Here is a 19,341-nt window from a genome sequence, read left to right on the forward strand (position 1 = left end):
GCCCCGTCGGCTGACTGGGTTCGGTTCTGACGTCAGAGAGGTCTGACCTGATCGGCCTGCGGGCCCTTCGGCCCGGTGGTGATCTCGAACTCCACCTTCTGACCCTCGGTGAGGGTGCGGAAGCCGTGTGCATCGATCGCCGTGTGATGCACGAACACGTCCTGCGTGCCGCCGTCGACCTCAATGAAGCCGTAGCCCTTCTCGGCACTGAACCACTTGACGGTTCCCTGCGCCATGGAATTCTCCCTCTGCTACCTCGGTGATCCTCTCGGGCGGATCAAAGGACGCTGCCGCTCGAGCTGTCCGGTGACCGATGGCCACCGTCGCAGCAGCGCTGTAAACCCTGTCACACTCGTGCGACACCTGTCACTCACGCGGGTGCCACGCGGTGCGTGTCGTCGAACCGGAATTGTCGGTGCCGGATGATTGCATGAGGGCATGGAGCGAATCGGCGAGCTGCCCCCTTCGTGGGGGCTGAGTGGGCAGCAGCGTGCCGCCGTCGAGGGGTTCCGCAGCGGCCCGGTCCTGGTGGTCGGGCCGCCCGGCTCGGGCAAGACCACGGTGGTGGCGGCCGCGGCGGCCCTCGAACTCGGCTCCCGGCCCGTCGACGGTGCCGAGCCGCTGGTGCTCACCTTTTCGCGCCGGGCGGCCAGCGAACTGCGCAACACGGTGGCGCGGGCGATGAATCGCACGGTGAGCCCGCCGTGGGTCACCACCCTGCACGCGTTCTGCCTGTGGCTGCTGCGGCTGGCGGCCGAGCCAGGGCAACCCGAGCCGCGGCTGCTCACCGCCCCCGAGCAGGAGTTCCGGGTGCGCGAACTGCTCACCGGACGGGGGGCCCTGGCCTGGCCGGCCGACACGCGGCAGGCGATCGGCACCCGGGCCTTCGCCCGCCAGGTGCGGGGGGCGATCGCGCGGGTGCGGCAACTGGGGCTCGACCCCGACGACGTGGTGGCGTTCGGCGCGGCAGCGGGGCGGCCCGAGTGGGTAAGTGCCGGGCATTTCTTCGCCGAGTATCTCGATGTGCTCGATCACGAGGGCAGCCTCGACTACGCCGAACTGGTGCACCGGGCCCGCATCGCGCTGACCGACGCCGAACTCGTCCGAGTGGTGCGGGCCAGGGTCTCGCGGGTGATCGTCGACGAGTACGGCGAGCTTGACCCGGCCCAGATCGGCCTGCTGCGCGCGCTGGTGCCGACGGGCGGGCCGATTCTGGCCGTCGGTGACCCCGACCAGGTGGTGTTCCGGTTTCGCGGTGCCCACCCGCGGGCGCTGGCCGAGTTTGGCTCTACCTTCGCCACCGCAATGGGCGAGCCGGCGCCAGTGGTGGTGCTGCACGGCAGTCACCGGGCGAGCGCAGCGGTGGCGGACGCGGTCGGCCGGGTGGCACGTCGGCTGCCGCTGCCGGTGCTGGGTGACGAGGCGGCGTCCGCGCTGCGTCCGGTGCCGGTGGGTGGTCCGGCGCGAGGGGGCGAGCCGGGGCAGCGGGGCGAGCCAGGGTTGGGGGGTGTCTCGGGGCCGGGCAGCGAACCCGGGCCGCAGGTGCAGGCCGTGGTGTGCGCGTCGGAGTCGGAACAGGCCCAGTTGATCGCCGAACAGTTGCGCCGGGCGCACCTCGACGACGGTTTCGAGCACGGCGACCTGGCCGTTCTGGTGCGTTCCGGTCGGCGCCAGATCGCCCCGATCGCGCGGGCCCTGGTGGCGGCGGGCATTCCGGTCGAAGTGGCCGGTGACGAGATTCCGCTGCTGGCCGAACCGGCGGTGCGGCCCCTGCTGCTGGCGCTGGAGGTGGTGCTGCGGGGTGCCGAACTCGACGCCGACGAGGCCAAACGCCTGCTCACCTCGCCGCTGGCCCAGCTCGACGCCGTGGGGCTGCGCAGTCTGGGCAGGCTGTTGCTCGACGCCGAGCGCGCGGCCACCGGGTCGGCCATCGTCGGCCGCTCACCCGGCCAGTTGATCGCCGACGCGCTCAGCGAACCCGAGCGGCTGGCCGGGCTGCCCGACACCCCCGAGGTGGGTGCGGTGCGGGCACTGGCGGGGCTGCTCGGGGCGGCGGGCCGCGCGCTGGCGGTGCCCGGTAACGGCGCCGCCGAGGTGCTGTGGACGCTGTGGTCGGGCACCGACTGGGGGCAGCGGTTGCGGCGCTCCAGCCGTGACGGCGGCGAGGCCGGACGGCGGGCCGACCGCGACCTCGACGCGGTGATCGCGTTGTTCGCCGCCGCGGCGGCTACCGAGCAGCCGGCCGGAACGGGCGGTGTCCGGGGGTTTCTGGCCGAGGTGGCGGCGCAGGAGATTCCGGCCGACACCACGCGCGAGGCCGAGGTGCGCGGGCGCGGCGTCCGGTTGCTGACCGCGCATCGGGCCAAGGGCTTGGAGTGGGCCGTGGTGGTGGTGGCCGGCGTGCAAGAGGGCCTCTGGCCCGCGCCGGGCCAGGGCGGCGCGATTCTCGACCCGGGCGAGCTGGTCAGTGACGGCCTGATCGGCCGGCCCGATCTGCGCGAAAGCCTGGCCGATGAGCGCCGGCTGTTCCACCTGGCCTGCAGCCGGGCCAGGCAGCGGCTGATCGTCACCGCCGTGCAGGGCTCCGACGGCGAGGCCAACCAGCCGTCCCGGTTCATCGCCGAGCTGGGGGTGCCGGTCACCGAATACACGCCGAGCGCCCGCCCGCTCACCCTGCCCGCTCTGGTCGCCCAACTGCGCCGCCGGGCGACCAGCGTGGAGTGCTCGGCGGCGCTGCGCGAGGCGGCCGCGCTGCGCCTTGCCCGGCTGGCGGCGCTGACCGATGCCCACGGGCGTCCACTGGCGGCCGAAGCACAGCCGGCCCGTTGGTGGGGGCTGGCCGAACCCACCGGCGGGGCTCGTCCGGCGGCAGCACCGGTGCGGCTCAGCCCCTCGTCGCTCACCGCCCTGCTCACCTGCCCGCGCCAGCACTACCTGACCCGGCAGGTGCGCGCCGACCCGCCGCGCAACGCGAACGCGAGCCTGGGGTCGGTGATTCACGTGCTGGCCGAACACGCCCGCAACGACGACCTGACCCTGGCCGAGCTGACCGATCAACTCGATGAGGTGTGGTCGCAGCTACCGTTTGACGCTGCCTGGCTGTCGCAGGCCGAGCGTGCCAACGCCGAAGACGCGCTGGCCCGGTTCGTCAACTGGCAGCAGCACAACCTCCACGCCGACGTGCTCGGGGTAGAGGTTGCCTTCGACGTGCAACTCGACCTCGACGGCACCCCGGTGCAACTTGTCGGCACTGTCGACCGGCTGGAGCGGGCAGCCGATGGACGGCTGCGGGTGGTCGACTTCAAGACCAATAAGCGCGCCATCACGGCTGCCGCGGTCGCCGCTCACGAGCAGCTCGGGGTATACCAACTGGCCATCGAGGCAGGGGGCTTCGCCAGCCTGGCCGGGCCGGGGGCGAGCAGCGCCGGGGCGTCGCTGGTGTTTCTGCGGTTGCCGGCCGGCAACGATCTGGACGACTACCCGAAGGAGTACCACCAGGCGGCGCTCAGCGAGCGCCCGCACCTGGCCGACGACGACGCCGAACACCCCAGTTGGGTGCATGAGCGGCTGGCCCGCGCCGTGGCAATCGTGCGCCAGGGCAGCTACCCGGCCACCCCGGGCGCGGGCTGCGGCCACTGCCCGTTTCAGGCCAGTTGCCCCGCCAAGCCGTCCGGACGGCAGGTGGTCGGGTGAGCGCCCTCACCGCACCCGAGCAGCTCAGCGAGGTGCTCGAACTGCCATTCTCAGACCAGCAACTGGCCGCCATCACGGCACCGCTGCAGCCCGGGGTGATCATCGCCGGCGCCGGCTCGGGTAAAACCACGGTGATGGCGGCTCGGGTGGTGTGGCTGGTCGGCAGCGGTCAGGTCACCCCTGAACAGGTGCTCGGGCTCACCTTCACCCGCAAGGCCGCCGCCGAATTGTCGGGTCGGGTGCGCTCGGCGCTGCAGCGAGCCGGGGTGGTCGACACCGCCGGCGTCGACGAGGCCGGCGAGCAACTGGTGCTCACCTACGACGCGTTCGCCGCCCGGCTGGTCAGCGAGCACGGGCTGCGCATCGGGGTCGAGAGCGACCCGGTGATGATCACCGGGGCGTCGCGCTACCGGCTGGCCGCCCGGGTGGTCACCAACGCGGCGGGGCCGTTCGAGCACCTGTCGGGCTTCGTGCCGGCAACGCTGACCGAACGGCTGCTCAAGCTTGACGCCGAGCTCACCTCACATCTGGTGACGTCGCAACAGGTTGGTGCACACGCCAGGGACTATCTGTCGGCGCTCGCCGAGGCCCCGCTGAACCGGTCTGGGCGCGAATACGTCTCGGTGCGCGCGGCCCGCGCCACCGCCGAACAGCGTCTCGAACTGCTGGGCCTCGCCAGCGCCTACGCAGACCTCAAGCGCCGGCTCGGCTACGTGGAGTTCGCCGACCAGATGGCGGTGGCGGCGCGGCTCGCCGAACAGGTGCCGGCGGTCTCGGGGCTACTGCGGCAACAGTTTCGGGTGGTGCTCCTCGATGAGTACCAAGACACCTCGTCGGCCCAGGCCGCCCTGTTGCGGGCGTTGTTCTCGGGTCCGGACGCCGCGCACGGCCGCGGCCACGCGGTCACCGCGGTGGGCGACCCGCACCAGGCCATCTACGGCTGGCGCGGGGCCGCGGCCAGCAACATTCTGCAGTTCGCGCACGACTTTCCCACCGCCGAAGGACTGCCCGCGGCGGCGTTCGCGCTGAGCGTGAACCGGCGCTCGGGGCCGATGATTCTGGCCGCGGCCAACGATCTGGCTGCCGGGCTGCGGGCCGACCCCCTGCTGGGCGGCGAATCGCTGGAGCTGACCGCGCCGCCCGGCACGCCGCCCGGAGCCGTCGAGGTGGCCTCGTTTCAGACCTGGCCTGACGAGGTGCGATTCATCGGCGAGCGCATCGTGGCGCTGCACGATTCGGGCGGGGTCGCGTCCTGGGCCGACGTTGCGGTGCTGGTCAGACGCAATGCGCAGATTCCCGCGGTGTACGCCGACCTGCTGGCCCGCGACGTACCGGTCGAGATCGTTGGGCTGGGTGGCCTGCTGGAGCTGCCCGAGATCGTCGAGGTCTGCTCGGTGCTGGCGTTGCTCGACGACGTGAGTGCCAACCCGGCTGCTGTGAGGCTGCTCACCTCGGCGCGCTGGGCGATCGGCATCGGCGACCTGGCCCTGCTCGGACGGCGCGCCGCCGACCTGGCGCGGCACGAGCCCGGGCCGCGGGCCGGCGACCTGGTGGACGATCTGGGTCGAGCGCTGTCGAGCACCGATGCGGTCGCCACACCCAGCCTGCTGGAGGCGCTGCACGACCCGGGCGACCTGCCCTACAGCGCCGCCGCCCGGGACCGATTCGGCCGGTTGGCGACAGAGCTTGCCGGCCTTCGGGGGCATGCCGGCGAGCCGGTGCTCGACCTGGTGCGGCGGGTGGTGGCCACCCTGGGGCTGGAGGCCGAGCTGGCTGCAGCGGGGTCGTCCGGGGCTCAACTGGGCGCCTTCACCGACGCCGTGGCCGCTTACTGCGACGTGGACGGTGAGGCCTCCCTGGGCGGGCTGCTGGCCTATCTCGACGTGGAGCGGGAGCACGGCGTGGGCCTCGACCAAGCGGTGGCCACCGACGCCGACTCGGTCAAGCTGCTGACGGTGCACCGCGCCAAGGGCCTGGAGTGGCAGGCGGTGTTTCTGCCTGGCATGGCCGAGAAGGTGTTCCCCAACGACCGGGTGAGCGACAACTGGGTGACCAACGCCGGGGCGTTGCCGGCCGAACTGCGTGGCGACGCGAATGCGGTGCCGCAACTGGATGAGGTCTCCGACGCCGGGTTCAAGCAGCACGCCGCCGCCTTGAAACGGCAGGCGCGGCACGCCGAAGACCGGCTGGCCTACGTGGCGGTCACCCGGGCCAAGCGGTTGCTGGTGGCCAGCACCCACACCTGGGCAGGGGAGCTGACCACACCGCGAGTGCCGTCGCCCTACCTCAACGTGATCGCCCGGCAGGGCCGGGTGGTGGCCGAGGCGCCGCCGACCACCGGTGAGAACCCGCTGGCCGGGGCAGGTTCGGCGCTGGCCTGGCCGGTGCCGGGTGACCCCGAGCTGCGTGAGCGCCGGGCACGACTGGCGCAGCAGGTGCAGCATGCCGCCGAACTCCTGGTGCCGGTGGAGCCCCCCGGTCTGTCGCCCGACGAACGAGCCGAGGCGGCGCTCTGGGACGACGATCTGGAGCGGCTGGTCGCGGCGGCGGTCGACTCGGTGGCACCGGCGCGTCCGGCATACCTGTCGGCGACCGGGTTGGGGCGGCTGACCCGTGACCCGGACGGCTTTCTGGCCGAGTCGGGCCGTCCGATGCCGCAGCGTCCGGTGGCCGCCCAGCGCCTGGGCGCACGGTTTCACCGCTGGCTGGAGCAACGGTTCGCGCTGGCGCCGTCGCTCGACCTCGACCCGGGGCAGGAACCGCCTGACGACCCCCACTTCGCCAACCTCAGCGCGGCGTTCGAACGCGGCCAGTTCGCCACCCGCCGTCCGCTGGGCGTTGAGGTGCCGTTCAGCATGATGGTGGCCGGCACGATCGTGCGGGGCCGCATCGACGCCGTGTTCACCGACGGCGAGGGCTATCTGGTGGTCGACTGGAAGACCGGCGACGTGACCCGGGCCGATCCGATTCAGTTGGCCGTCTACCGCCAGGCCTGGGCCGAACTGGCAGGGGTACCGATGGAGCGGGTGCGGGCCGGGTTCTTCGACATCATCGCCGACCGGCTGGTGCTGCCGCCGGTGTTGCCGGCGGAATCGGAGTGGGCCAGCGCGGTGGGGCGGTTGAACAGATCCCGTAGCTGAGCGAACGCGGTGAAATAGCTTGCCACGGAGGTGTCGGTGAGACCCACGATCGTCGGCGTTTGCCTGGCGAGGCGCTGATCGCAACCACTGTTCGTTGAGCGTGTCGAAACCTCGCGCCGGGGACGTAGTTCTGGGGTCTCGACAGGCTCGACCGGCGGGGGTTCGTGTTGGTTGAGGGTGTCGAAACCTCGCGCCGGGGACGTAGTTCTGGGGTCGCGACAGGCTCGACCGGCGAGAATCGGCGCCTTTCCAGGCAAGCGCTGATCAACGCGACCAGCAGTGGTTTCGACAAGCTCAACCGGGGGTGGGCGTGGTGATCAGCCGATCGCCATCTCGTCCGATGACCACGGCTAAGACGGCGTCACCGTAGGAATCCAGCTTCTTGGCCCCGACCCCGCTGATCGCGAACAGTTCGTCGGCGTTGGCCGGACGGTGCTGGGCGATCGCGGCGAGGGTGGCGTCGGGGAAGACCACATAGGCGGGGACGGCGGCGGCTCGGGCGGTCTCGGCACGCCAGGTACGGAGGCGTTCGAAGAGCTCGCGGTCCTCCGCACTCAATTCGGTCGCGGCCGCGGGCCCCTTGGTGGCCGCCGACGCCGTCCGTTTCCGGGTCGAGCCGGCCCGGACGACCGCGTCCTCGCGCAGCGGCACCGGGCGCTCGCCGCGCAGCACCGGCCACGAAGCGTCGGTGATCTCGAGCGTGTGGTGCCCGTCGGGGGAGACCGCCAGGACGCCGGCGGCCAGCAGTTGGCGGATGACCGCCCGCCATTGCAGGTCGGTGAGTTCGGTGCCGATGCCGAAGGTGCTCAACTGGTCGTGCCGCCATTGTTCGACGCGGGTGGTGCGCCGGCCGTGCAAGATGTCGATCAACTGGCCGGCGCCGAAGCGCTGGTTGCGTTCCCGCTTCAGCCGCACCACGGTCGAGAGCAGCTTCTGCGCGGCCACCGTGCCGTCCCACGGGGTGGGCGGGTTCAGGCAGGTGTCGCAATTGCCGCAGGGTTCGCTGGGTTCGCCGAAGTAGTCGAGCATCAACTGGCGTCGGCAGCGCAAGGTCTCGCACAGGCCGAGCATCGCCTCGAGGTGCTGTCCGAGCTGGCGCTTATGGGCGGCGTCCCCTTCGGAGCGGTCGATCATCTGGCGCTGCTGCACGACGTCGGCCAGCCCGTAGGCCATCCAGGCCGTCGCTGGCAGCCCGTCGCGGCCGGCCCGTCCGGTTTCTTGGTAATAGCCCTCGATGCTGCGCGGCAGGTCGAGGTGCGCGACGAACCGGACGTCCGGCTTGTCGATACCCATGCCGAAGGCGATGGTCGCCACCATCACGACGCCGTCCTCGCGCAGGAACCGCGACTGGTTCGCAGAGCGCACGCCGGCCGGCAGCCCGGCGTGGTACGGCAGAGCGTCGATTCCCTGTTTGACCAGGGACTCCGCGGTGGCTTCGACCGACTTGCGACTGAGGCAGTAGACGATGCCGGAGTCCCCGTCGTGCTCGGAGCGGATCAGCGTCAGCAACTGCTTCAGCGGTTGCTGTTTGGGTTCGATCCGGTAGGAGATGTTCGGACGATCGAAGCTGGCGACGAAGGTGCGGGCCTGCTGCAGACCGAGCCGTTCGGCGATCTCGCGTCGGGTGGACGGTGTTGCGGTCGCGGTGAGGGCGATCCGCGGCACGTCGGGCCACCGCTGCCCGAGCACCGACAGCTTGAGGTATTCGGGGCGGAAGTCGTGCCCCCACTGCGACACGCAGTGCGCCTCGTCGATGGCGAACACCGACAGCGTCAGCCGATCGAGGAACTCCTGGGTTCGGGCCAGGTCGAGGCGTTCGGGTGCCAGGTAGAGCAGGTCGAGTTCGCCAGCGGTCGCCTGCTGCTCGGTGAGCCGTTGCAGGTCGTAGTTCTGGCTCGAGTTGAGAAACCCGGCCCGCACGCCGACGTTCTCCAGGGCGGTCACCTGGTCGTGCATCAGTGCGATCAGCGGCGAGATCACCACACCGACACCGGGCCGCACCATCGCCGGAATCTGGTAGCACAGCGACTTGCCGCCGCCGGTGGGCATCAGCACGATCGCGTCACCGCCGCCGGCGACATGGTCGATGATGGCGCCCTGCTCGCCACGGAAGTCGTCGTACCCGAACGTGGTGCGCAGCACGTCCAGCGGCAACAGGTCAGGCACGTGACTCATGGTAGGGGCCAGCGCCGACAGCCTGGCTCGGGTCGTCAGGTCGTGCGCGCCGAGCGACAACAGTTCGTCACCGACCTCCTGGCGCAACTCACACCGGATCTGCTCGCCCAGGCACGCTCCGACCCCTCGGCGGTGACTGGCGGCCCACGGTCGGTGACTGCATCGGGTCATCCTTGAGGAGGAGTGGGCGCACCTGCGCCACACCGGGTGCGATCTCGCCCTGCTGGGGTCAACTGTGTCGGCGTCGGGAGGTACCGATCAGCGCACCCACCGCTGGTTGAGCCCGTCGAAACCCTGTTGGCCGCGCAGGCCTAAGGCCCCGAGAACTGGGGCTGGACGGGTCCGGGCTGGGCGAGTCACTCGGGCTGGGCGGGCCGTTCCACCACGATGGTCACCTTGGTGACCACCGCGGCGAGCGCACCCACGCCGAGCAGCACCGGGGCGACCAGCGCGGTGACCGCCCCAACGGTGAGGCCTGCGTTGAGCGGAACCTCGATGAGCGTCTTGCCGCCCCGTCGCAGGGTGATTCGGCGCACATTCCCCTCACGGATCAGCTCCACGATCTTGCCGATCACATTGCTGAGCGTGACCTGGAACTCCTCGGTGGTGTGCTTCTCGTCCGTCATGTCACTCGTCTCCAGAACCGTGGCTGAGGCTTCCATTCTCGCCCATGGACGACCGATTGCCAGCTAGATCGCGACCGCTTCGCCCGCATTACCGCCGGCCTGGGCCAGGGTCGGAGGGTCTCAGCGGGGGTCGCGCCGGTTGGGCATGGTGCGTGCGTCGGACGGTAGCGTCGTAGGTTGAAGACATGCAGAACTGGGGCGAGGCGGGGTTGCTGGATCACTGCGAGAGCCTGCGCAGCGACGCGACGTGGGTCGCCGCGCAGTGGGCGTCGCCGCAAGCACTGCTGCTGGCCGTGGACGAGTTGGGGCGGGTCAGCGCCGGCGAGGGCTTGACGGTGCCGGAGCAGTCGCCGCACGGAGCCTACGACGCGCAGCGTCACTTTCTGCTGGGCCTAGCCGCGGGTCGTCCGGTGTTCGTGCAGGCTGGCGAGACCGACGCCATGGCGAGCCTGCGCGAGCTGATGCCGGTGCTCGACGACGCCGATCGCGAGCTCGTCGTGAAGGCCGTGGCGCTGGTGAACTGGCACCGCACGTCACCGCACTGCTCGGTCTGCGGCTCGCTCACCGTGGTGACCAGCGGCGGCCTGGTGCGGTATTGCGGCGGATGCCGCCGGGAGCGGTTTCCGCGCAGCGATCCGGCGATCATCGTCGCCGTTGTCGACGCAGACGACCGGCTGTTGCTCGGGCACCAGGTGGCCTGGCCGACCGGACGCATGTCGATTCTGGCCGGTTTCGTGTCGGCGGGTGAGTCGCTCGAGATGGCCGTGCACCGCGAAGTGGGCGAAGAGAGCGGGCTGCGGCTGTCATCGGTGCGCTACGTAGGCAGCCAGCCCTGGCCCTTGCCCCGGTCGTTGATGCTGGGCTTCGTCGCGCGGGCAGCCGGCACACGGATCGAGGTGGACGGGGTCGAGATCGAGCACGCGCGGTGGTTCACCCGCGAGGAGCTGACGGCGGCCGAAGATGCCGGCGAGGTCAGCCTGCCGGGGTCGGCTTCGATCGCGAGCCGGCTGGTGGCCGAGTGGCGCTCAGGGGAGTTGCCGGCACCGGAGGGTTAGGAAGCCGCCGATTCTTCGTCGGTCGAGCGTGTCGAAACCTCTGCTGTGCGGCTCTGGCCAGTGGGTTTCGACGAGTTCAACCAACGAGAATCAGCATTCCCTTGGCTTGAGACCCACGCAGCCCAGTGATGGTGATTGCAGGTGATTGACGACGCAGGCCATAGGCTCAGCCACATGGCCGTCACCAGGGATCAGATGATCGCGATTCTTGCCGAGGCCGATCCCGTCGGGCTGATCGCCGGCGGCGCGCCCCCGGACGAGTACGCGAGTGAGGCGGACGCGATCTTGGCCCTGCGCGGTGTGCCGCAATTGACTGAGATCACCGGGGTGTTCGCCGTCAGCTTCAGTGACCCGGGCGCGTGCACCCGCGAGACGGCGCGCTGGATTGTGGAGCAGATGGCTCGCCGGGGAGATCGCTGAACCGTCGAGACGGCGCGTGCAGCGGGCGATCTTCGGTTGCCGAGATCGTCGCGCGGGCGGCCAGGCTCCATCGACGAGCAGCCGGCCCTGTCACAACCGCTCCCGCAGCCCCGACGCCCGGCGTGCCGTCCGCTCCACGGCGGCTGCGAGTGAGTCCGGCGTCCCGATCAGGTGGACGGCGTCGCGGGCTCGGGTGACTGCGGTGTACAGCAACTCACGAGTGAGCAGCGGAGAGCTGACCGGCGGCACCACCAGCGTCACCTCGGCGAACTGGCTGCCCTGCGACTTGTGCACGGTGAGGGCGTCCACCGACTGGGTGGGGCCGAGCAGGTCGGGGCTGAGCGCCTTGTCCACTCGTCCGGCGAAGTGCACGACCGGGCGTCCGGAGTCGAGCAGCACCACGCCGGTGTCGCCGTTCCACAGCCCCCAGTCGGACTGGTTGGACGTCACCAGCAGCGCCCGTCCGGCATACCATTCGCCCTCGGCGCCGAACCCGGCCACGGACGCCCGCAGCCAGTACTCGACCTGACGTGCCCAGGTGGTGGCGCCGAACGGGCCGTGCCGGTGGGCGCAGAGCAACCGGTGCCGCTCGAGCAGGTCGAGCGCGGACGCCGCGTCCCCGGCCACTGCCGCGGAATGGATGGCCCGGCCGGTGTGCACCACGCGGGCGCGCAGGGCGTCTTGGGGCTGGGCGGGATCGGTGAGGGTCAGGTGCGGATCGCCTGCGGCCACCAGGTCGAGGACGGCGTCGGCATCGCCGTCGCGGACCGCGGTCGCCAGTTGCCCCAGGACGCCCGCGAAGCGGTAGTTGCGGTTCAATCGGACCACAGGGCTGGCCCCGCCGGTGCCCTGCCAGCCGGCCCGGGTCAGGTCGGCGAGCACGGCTCCTGCGGAGACCGAGCTGAGCTGGTCGGGGTCGCCGACGAGCACCAGCCGGGTGGCCGGCCCGAGCGCGTCGACCAACTGCGCCATCTGGGTGAGCGACACCATGGACAGCTCGTCGACGATCACCGCGTCGTGCGGGAGTGGATTGGCGGCGTTGAACCGGGGCGTGGCGCGCCGCCGCGGCGTCCAACCGATCAGGCGATGTACCGTCGAGGCGCTGAGCGTGGTGATCCAGGCCGCCACATCGGCGGGCAGGTGCTCGGCCGCCTCGCGCAGCGCCTCGTCCATCCGGGCGGCCGCCTTGCCGGTGGGTGCGGCGAGCGCGATCCGGCGCACCCCCTGACGGAACAGCAGGGCGAGCATCCGGGCGATGGTCGTGGTCTTGCCGGTGCCGGGTCCGCCGGCCAGCACCGTGACGCCGGAGCCGGCCAGGTGCGCGGCGGCGCGGCGCTGGTCGGGGTCGGCCTGGGCGCCGAACAACTCGTCAAGGACGACATCGAGCGACTGGTTGCCGGGGCCGGGGCTGGTCGGGGTGGCCAGGGTGCGTTCGATCAGGGCGATGCGGACCCGTTCTTCCTGCTCCCAGTACCGAGTCAGGTAAAGCCGCTCGCCCACCAGCCGGGCCGGGCGCCGCAGGTCACCGTCCGGATCGCGCGCGACCAGCGGGCTGGCCTGCAGCGCCGCGCGCCAATCGGCCTGGGCGGGCCAGAGCTCGTCGGGAACCTCAACCAGTTCGTCGTCGCGTCCGGTGACGGTGCTGCGCACCCGGTCGAGTTCGAGGCAGACCGAACCCGCCCGCAACGCCCGGACGGCGAGCGCGAGGGCAAGTTGAACCCGTTGATCGGACTCGCCGTACAGCAGCGACCAGTGCCGCACGGGGTGCAGATCGGCCCAGTCCAAGACGCCGAGGGCGTGGAATTTGCCGACCAGTCCGTCGGCGACCACCGACAGTTCCGGATCACGCATCGGCCGCACCTCCGCCCAGCAGCCGGGACAGTCCGGTGACCAGGGCGGCGGGGGGGTGCCACGCGAACACCCCGGTATCGGGTCCGGCCTCGGCCCCGCCCATGCCCCGGACGAACAAGTACAGCACCCCGCCGAGGTGCCGCTCCGGGTCGTAGCCGGCCAGCCGTCCGGCCAGGAAGCGGTGCAGGGCGACGCAGTACAGCAACGCCTGCAACGGGTAGTGGCTGGCGCACATCGCGGCCGCCATCGGGCCCTGCGCGTAGTGGCCGAGGGTCAGGTCGTCGCCGCCGAGCCGGTTGGTCTTGTAGTCGACCACCAGGAACCGGGGGTGCTCGGTGCTCCCGACCCGCAGCACCGCGTCGATGCTGCCGGTCAGGAAACCCCGTAACCGCTGGCCCGACAACGCCGGATCGGCCAGCAGCGCGGGGTAGCCGACCAGCGGATCCGCGGGCGGCAGGTGCCGGCGGATCAGCCCTGCGACATCGCCCAGGGTGAGTGTTCGCGCGGGTTCCATCGGCAGGTCGAAGGCGAGTTCGGCGAGCCGGTCGGCCAGCGGCAACTCAGCCAGGCTGCGTCCCTCGGCCAACGAGCCGAGCGGGGTCGCGAATGCGGGCAGCAACGACTCAGCTAGTTGGTCGGCCTCGACCCCGGGCAGCGGAAACCGGGGCAGCCACTCGGTGGCGGCGCGGGCCAGGTTGGCGCGCAACGTGCCGACATCCATCCCGGGGTCGACGTGCTCGAACAGGGCGTGCACCAAGGTGCCGAATTGGGTGCCGCCGGGCAGATCGCGCATCGGGGACGGCGCGGCGGACGACCCGGACGGAGTCGCGCCTTGGGGTTCCTCCGGCTCGTCGAGCAACAGCGGGGCGTCGTGGTGAACGCCGACGGTCAGGCCCGAGTACGACGTTCGGCGCCAGTCGGTATCGATCGGGCGATCGAAGCTCCGGGCGCGCAGTTCGGTGCGCTCGGGCCCCACCACAGGCTCGGACGGGCGGGTGTGCGGCTCGATCGGGCGCACCACGATGCCGGGCGCGTTCCGCACCCATGCCAGTTCGGCGGGCGAGAGCGTGCCGGGCGGAGTGTCCAGTGCATAGCGGGCGGCGGGCACGGACGGCTCCACGGTCCGAGCCCGGTACAGCACCCGCTGCAGCGCCGAGTCGGCGGTCTGCTCGGTGCGCGCCCACCAGGCCCGCACCTGGCAGCGGGCCCGGGTGAAGGCCACGTACAGCAGCCGCAACTCCTCCTCGTCGGCTTCGAGTTGCGCCTGGCGGTAACGCTCGACGCGACCGGCTGCGTCCGCGCCGCCCAGGTCGACCAATGCCCGCCCGTCGTCATCGTGGAACAGCAACGCGCCGCCGTTGTCGCCACTGGAACCGAACGGCTTCCACAGATCGGGCAGCAGCACGATCGGGTACTGCAAACCCTTGGCGCGATGCACCGTCTTCACCTGGACGGCACGCGAGTCGGTCTCTAGCCGGCGGGTCCGTTCGCTTTCGGCCGCCGGCCGTTTCAATTGTTCGGCGAGCCATTGCGCCAGCCAGGTCGCGTTGGGCCGTTGACGCCCAGACGCCGCATGCAGCAGCTCGGCGACGTGCCGGAAGTCGGTCATCAACCGCTCGCCGTCGGGCCGGGCCAGCACCCGGTCGATGAACCCGGTCTCGGCGCCGATGGCGGCGAACAGAGCCGCCACCCCCGCACTGTGCAGGATGCGATCCCACTGCCGCAGGATTGCCGTCCAGCCGGCCACCTGCTGTTCGTCCGCGCTGGCCAGGTCGGCCAGCGATGCCTCGAAGAAGGCGGTCCGAACAGCCTTGCGCAGATCGCCGCGCCACCCGCTGGCCAAGGCCCGCAGCAATAACAACCAGTCCGTGGCTGCGGGCGTGGAGAAGATGCTTTCGGCGCCGCTCAGCGCGACCGGGATGCCTCGCGCACGCAGCGCGTCGGCCACCCGTTGGGCGGTCGGATTGGTGCGCACCAAGACCGCGATGTCACCCGGATCAACGGGGCGCCATGCCTTGTCGCCGGCCAGTTTCTCACCCGGATCAGCGTCATCGAAAAGGTGATGATCCTGCAGCAATGCAGACACGTGGACGGCGACGTCGGCGACGATCTGGTCACGGGCCTGAGTCCACTTCTGTGGCTGGTCGATGGTGGTCAACAGCACCGGTGCGACGTCGCTGTCGCCGTGCCGCAACCCGCAGGCGGGCCGGTCGGCGCGCACCGGGCGAACGTCGATGCCGTCGCCGAGCCGCAGCCCGTCGAACAGCGTGCCCAGCGCGTCGACCAGGGCCGCGTCGCTGCGGTAGTTACGGCTCAGCCCGAAGCGCTCAGTGGCCCCGCGGGCAGCCCGCAGATAGGCCTGCACGTCGGCCCCGCGGAAAGTGTAGATCGCTTGTTTCGGGTCACCGATCAGCACCATCGGACGGTGCCCGTCGAACAGCCGCCGCAGGATGTCCCACTGCACCGGGTCGGTGTCTTGGAATTCGTCCACAAGGACGTAGTCGACCGTTGCGCGCAGTCGTTGGCATGACTGTGCGCCGGTGACCGGGTCAGCGAGCGCAGTGCTCAGCCGGAGCAACTGGTCGTCGAAGGTGAGCACACCCAGCCGATGCCGGCGCTCGCTCGACACCCGCCGCACCTGCTCAGCGAACCGAATCCGCTCCGCGGCCGAATTGGGCGCGCTGGTCGGGACGATGGTCCGTAGCGCGTTCTCGACGGCGTCCCGGGCGAGCCGGTCGGCGCCGTTCTGTTCGCGCCATTGATCGCGATCGGTCAGCGGCATGGGCGGACGCCGCTCGGCGAAGGCATAGCGCCGCAGGTACTCGTCGACGGCGACCTCACGCACCAGCGGACGCAGGTCGGGCAGCGGGGTGCCGGACGGATCACCGGTTGCCAACACTCCGAGCCGGGCATACAACGCCTGGCAGAACTCGTGAATGGTCATCACGGCCGCCGCGTCGAAGCCGGCGATGGCCCGGCCGAGGTTCGCCCGGACGTCCGGATCGTCGCTGTCGCGGGCAGCGCGAAGCAGATGCTCGCGGACCCGGGAACGAAGCTCGCGGGTGGCGTCGCGGCCGAAGGTGACCAGCAGCAGCCGCTCGATCGTGGTGCCACCCGAACCCAGTAGCTGCACGGCCAGATCGGCGATGGCATGCGTTTTGCCGGTGCCGGCGGACGCCTCGAGCACGGTGGTTGCGCTGCCCAGCGGACGGTTCGGGTCGAAGTCGTCGAAGCGCTCCATCAGCGCACCTCATGATCGGTCAGCGGCTGCCAGATCAGCCGGGCGGCGGCGCAGGCCAGCACGGTCTCGCCGGGTTGGTCGAGATCGTCGGAGCCGATGCCGACGCTCAACAAGTCGTCGACGGTGGGGTAGAACATCGGCCACGTCTCGTCGCCCCAGGTGCGGTATGCCTTGCCGAGGTCGGTCAGCTCACCGAACGGGTCCTTGCCGTCGGCGAGCAGTTCGGCCAGTCGGGCGCCGAACTGGGCCGGAACCGGGAGCGGGGTGTCCAGGCCCAGCCGGTACAACCGCACCCAACGATCGAGCAACACCCGGGCCATTTCGGGTTCGGGGCCTCGCAGCCGCAATGTCCAGCTTCTGGCCACGACCGCCGCCCGCCACGACTGCCCGGTGGCGGCGGTCAGGGCGATCAGCCGCAGCCAACTGCCCAGCCGATGCTTGGCACTCAGCTTGGAATAGGTGGCGTCGACGATCACATCCTGTTGCGTCGATACCCGCCCGGTCAGCCGGACGGGGCCGCAGTCGATGACCAGGTCGTGGTGCACGACGGGGACGCCCGCCGGAACCGGCAGGTTGCCCATGATTCGGCCAACGGTCGTGGCGATGCCCGCGAGCAGGCGATTGCCGAGTTCACCGGGCGGTACCTGGCCACGCAGCCATTCGGCCCGCACGGCGTCGTCGCGGCTGTGGCCCTCGCGGGCGAGGCGGAGCATCCGGTCGCCGACCGCCCACTGCGCCAAGCCGTCCAGTTCGATCGGCACCTCTTCGCCTGGTTCCTCCGGCTCGCCGAGACTCAGATCGCAGCGGACCCGCAGATAATGCCTCACCGGGTCGGAGGCTAGGGCGATCAGGTCGTCGAGGGTCACCTCGGTAAGCGGGCCGGCCGGGGGGAGGACGGTGTCGGTGCGTACCTCCCGGCGCGGGCCGAGCAGGGCGCGCGCGCCGCGCAAGCCTGACGGGTCGTAGCTGACCGGTTCGGCCCCGCCTGCCCCGAACAGGTGCGGACTGAACGGCTGCAGCGGATGCTGGCGTGGCATCACCCCGCCCTCGGCGAGCACGTCAAGCAGGTCGGCGAGCGCGGCCGGCGGCGGCACCTTCTCGTTGCTCAGCGCCGAGCGACCCTGATGCACCACGACCAGGGCCTGTCGAGCTGCGCCCACGGCGTCGGCCAGTGCCTGACGGTCTTCTGCGACCGGATCGGGCTCACCAGGCCGGGGCTCGCGCAGCATGAGATCGTCGCCGTCACGCTCACCACGGGCGGGGAAGACCCCGTCGTCGAGGCCGATCAGGCAGATCACGCGGTAGGGCACGCCACGCAGGGAGCGCAGCGAACAGACAGTGAGGGCACCGTTGCCGAAGGTTGAACGGGCTGAGCCCCGCTCGAACTCGTCGACGGCCAGTGCGTTCAGGTCGGCCAGGCTCAGCACGGCATCCCCGGCGCCGCGTTCGGCGAGTTCGGCCAGCCGGGCCTGGGCGTCGGTGCGCTGCCAGGCGGTGTCACCCTTGGTCAGGGTGAAGTCGTCCACGGCCTGTTGCAGCCGTTGCACCCAGCCGGCGAGGGTGGTCGGGGCGGCTGACGCGGCGGCGAACAGCCCGAGCCGGGCGAGCAGTTCGGCCAGGCCGCCCAGGCCGTCCAGGTCGCGATCCTCGACGTCGTGCAGCGGCAGGGTGGTGCCGACCACCGGGAGCCGGTCCTCACTGAGTGCGACCCCGAGCAGCATGCGTTGCAGGCCGGCCATCCAGGTGTTCTGCCGCAGGCTGCCCAGCCCGTAGCGCTGGCGGTGCTGTGCCGACAGCCCCCAGCGCACCCCGGACTCGATTGCCAACTGGCCGAGCCGCTTAAGGGTGTCTGGATCGAATCCGAAGCGAGCGGCCACCGCTGGCTGGCCGCACAGGTCGAGCACCTCGGCGGCGGTGGCGCGCGATTCGACCAGGCCCAGCAGCCGGACGATGATGCCGAGCAGCGGGTTGGTGTCGGCCGAACTGCGGTCGGCCACCTGCACCCGGAAGTCGTTGGCGGGGTGCCGTCCGGGCACCTCGGACGGCAGCCGGAAGGCTGCGGTGACCAGCGGCGCCGCAGCAGCCAGGTTGGCGCACCCGACCACGATGTGTCGGGGTTCGAGGCTGCGATCGGAGGCCAGCAGCCCGGTGATGGCGTCGCGCAGAATCTCGACCTGTCGCTCCAGCCCGTGGCCGGCGTGCACCTGAACGCTGCCGTCCGGTGCCGGCGGGGGCTCCTGCCGTCCGGTCAGGCGGGATTGCAGCCAGCCCAGCGTGCCGGGCGGTTGAACGGTTCCGGCCAGCAGTTCGTCGCGGGCCAGGGGCAGCAGGCCGCGCTGCGCGCCGCACTCAAAGGCACTCAGCCGAGCGGCTGGGTCGTCGGGCAGCGGCGCCGGCCAGGACGCGGCGGTCACCTGCCGCAGCGACACGTGGACGTCGCGGTGCTCGGCGAGCGCTGACAGGATCTGCACCCACCATGGCGATAGTGGGTCGGGTTGCACGAACGACACCGACCCGGGCAGCGCAAGCCGTTGCGGCCGTTGGCGCAGGTCGGTCAGGAAGGCGTCACGTTCGGCCAGCGGGTCCGCCTCGGCGGCGAGCAGCCGCCACAACACCGGCTGCCAACCGTCGACGCCCAGCGGCCGGCCCTGTTCGTCGCAGTCGTCACCGGCGCGCCACCGGGCGATCAGGTCGGGCCGCCACTCCAGGTACCGTTCGAACAGCCGGGCGATCCGGCGAGCGACCCGGTACCCATCGCGGGAGTTGCCCAGATGCCGCCGCAACTGGGCCAACTCAGCAACGTCGGACCGGGTTTCGATCACGGCCAGCAGCCGCCAGGTCAGGTGGCGGGCGCGCCAGAGCGCGAGCGGTTCGCCCAGATCGCGCAGCAGGCGTGCGGGGGTGACGAAATCGACGCCGGCGCAGATGCCTTCACCGGGGCTTCCCAGACGGTGGGCCAACTCGTTGGTGAGCCAGCGGCGCAGGTGCGCGTGTGGCGTTACCACCAGGTCGGTGGCGAACGGGTCGGTGCGGACGCCACCCAGCCGCGACGCCAGTTCGGCGGCCAGGGCGGAGGCGTCGTCGCTGCGATGAAGAATCAGTCCGGTCATGCTGGGCAACACCCTAGGGGGCTGCTCCGA

Annotated in this window: 10 protein-coding genes; 4 read left to right on the plus strand and 6 right to left on the minus strand. The window is 71.2% G+C overall.

The window, feature by feature from the left end; genetic code table 11:
• Positions 1 to 32: 32 nt before the first annotated feature.
• Entirely contained in the window at positions 33 to 236 is a 204-nt protein-coding gene (locus tag QM721_RS14400; protein ID WP_415123187.1) for a cold-shock protein, read from the minus strand.
• Between the two features lie 202 nt (positions 237 to 438).
• Between QM721_RS14400 and QM721_RS14405 the strand changes: the two genes are divergently transcribed.
• Both QM721_RS14405 and QM721_RS14410 read left to right on the plus strand, forming a co-directional pair.
• Positions 439 to 3,693 (plus strand): ATP-dependent helicase, encoded by a 3,255-nt coding sequence (locus QM721_RS14405; protein ID WP_415123189.1) that lies wholly within the window; start codon positions 439 to 441, stop codon positions 3,691 to 3,693.
• Positions 3,690 to 6,833 carry a UvrD-helicase domain-containing protein gene (locus tag QM721_RS14410; protein ID WP_415123191.1) on the plus strand — a complete coding sequence of 1,048 codons (3,144 nt, stop codon included), beginning with the start codon at positions 3,690 to 3,692 and terminating at the stop codon, positions 6,831 to 6,833. Before QM721_RS14405 ends, QM721_RS14410 begins: the two co-directional genes overlap by 4 nt.
• A 294-nt stretch (positions 6,834 to 7,127) precedes the next feature.
• On the opposite strand, the gene recQ is transcribed toward QM721_RS14410, so the two are convergent.
• Together recQ and QM721_RS14420 are read right to left on the minus strand one after the other, a co-directional pair.
• A complete protein-coding gene (gene recQ / locus QM721_RS14415; RefSeq protein ID WP_415123193.1) occupies positions 7,128 to 9,008 on the minus strand; it encodes a DNA helicase RecQ in 1,881 nt (626 codons plus the stop codon).
• A gap of 356 nt (positions 9,009 to 9,364) precedes the next feature.
• On the minus strand, positions 9,365 to 9,634 hold the full coding sequence (locus tag QM721_RS14420; protein ID WP_415123195.1) for a DUF4342 domain-containing protein: 270 nt from the start codon (positions 9,632 to 9,634) through the stop codon (positions 9,365 to 9,367).
• A gap of 185 nt (positions 9,635 to 9,819) precedes the next feature.
• Between QM721_RS14420 and nudC the strand changes: the two genes are divergently transcribed.
• Both nudC and QM721_RS14430 read left to right on the plus strand, forming a co-directional pair.
• Positions 9,820 to 10,689: an NAD(+) diphosphatase gene (nudC, locus tag QM721_RS14425; protein ID WP_415123197.1), complete on the plus strand. Its 870-nt coding sequence runs from the start codon at positions 9,820 to 9,822 to the stop codon at positions 10,687 to 10,689.
• A gap of 174 nt (positions 10,690 to 10,863) precedes the next feature.
• A complete protein-coding gene (locus tag QM721_RS14430; RefSeq protein ID WP_415123199.1) occupies positions 10,864 to 11,109 on the plus strand; it encodes a hypothetical protein in 246 nt (81 codons plus the stop codon).
• 90 nt (positions 11,110 to 11,199) lie between these two features.
• On the opposite strand, the gene recD is transcribed toward QM721_RS14430, so the two are convergent.
• Genes recD through QM721_RS14445 form a run of 3 tightly spaced genes read right to left on the minus strand, consistent with a single transcriptional unit; the run spans position 11,200 to position 19,311 of the window.
• Positions 11,200 to 12,960: an exodeoxyribonuclease V subunit alpha gene (recD, locus tag QM721_RS14435; RefSeq protein ID WP_415123200.1), complete on the minus strand. Its 1,761-nt coding sequence runs from the start codon at positions 12,958 to 12,960 to the stop codon at positions 11,200 to 11,202.
• Positions 12,953 to 16,201, minus strand: coding sequence for a UvrD-helicase domain-containing protein (locus QM721_RS14440; RefSeq protein WP_415123202.1), 3,249 nt, complete (start codon positions 16,199 to 16,201; stop codon positions 12,953 to 12,955). The genes recD and QM721_RS14440 overlap by 8 nt, the downstream gene beginning before the upstream one ends.
• On the minus strand, positions 16,201 to 19,311 hold the full coding sequence (locus tag QM721_RS14445) for an exodeoxyribonuclease V subunit gamma (protein ID WP_415123204.1): 3,111 nt from the start codon (positions 19,309 to 19,311) through the stop codon (positions 16,201 to 16,203). The genes QM721_RS14440 and QM721_RS14445 overlap by 1 nt, the downstream gene beginning before the upstream one ends.
• Positions 19,312 to 19,341 lie beyond the last annotated feature (30 nt).

Origin of the sequence: Micropruina sp., from assembly GCF_047602085.1 — a bacterium.
Taxonomy (GTDB): domain Bacteria; phylum Actinomycetota; class Actinomycetes; order Propionibacteriales; family Propionibacteriaceae; genus Micropruina.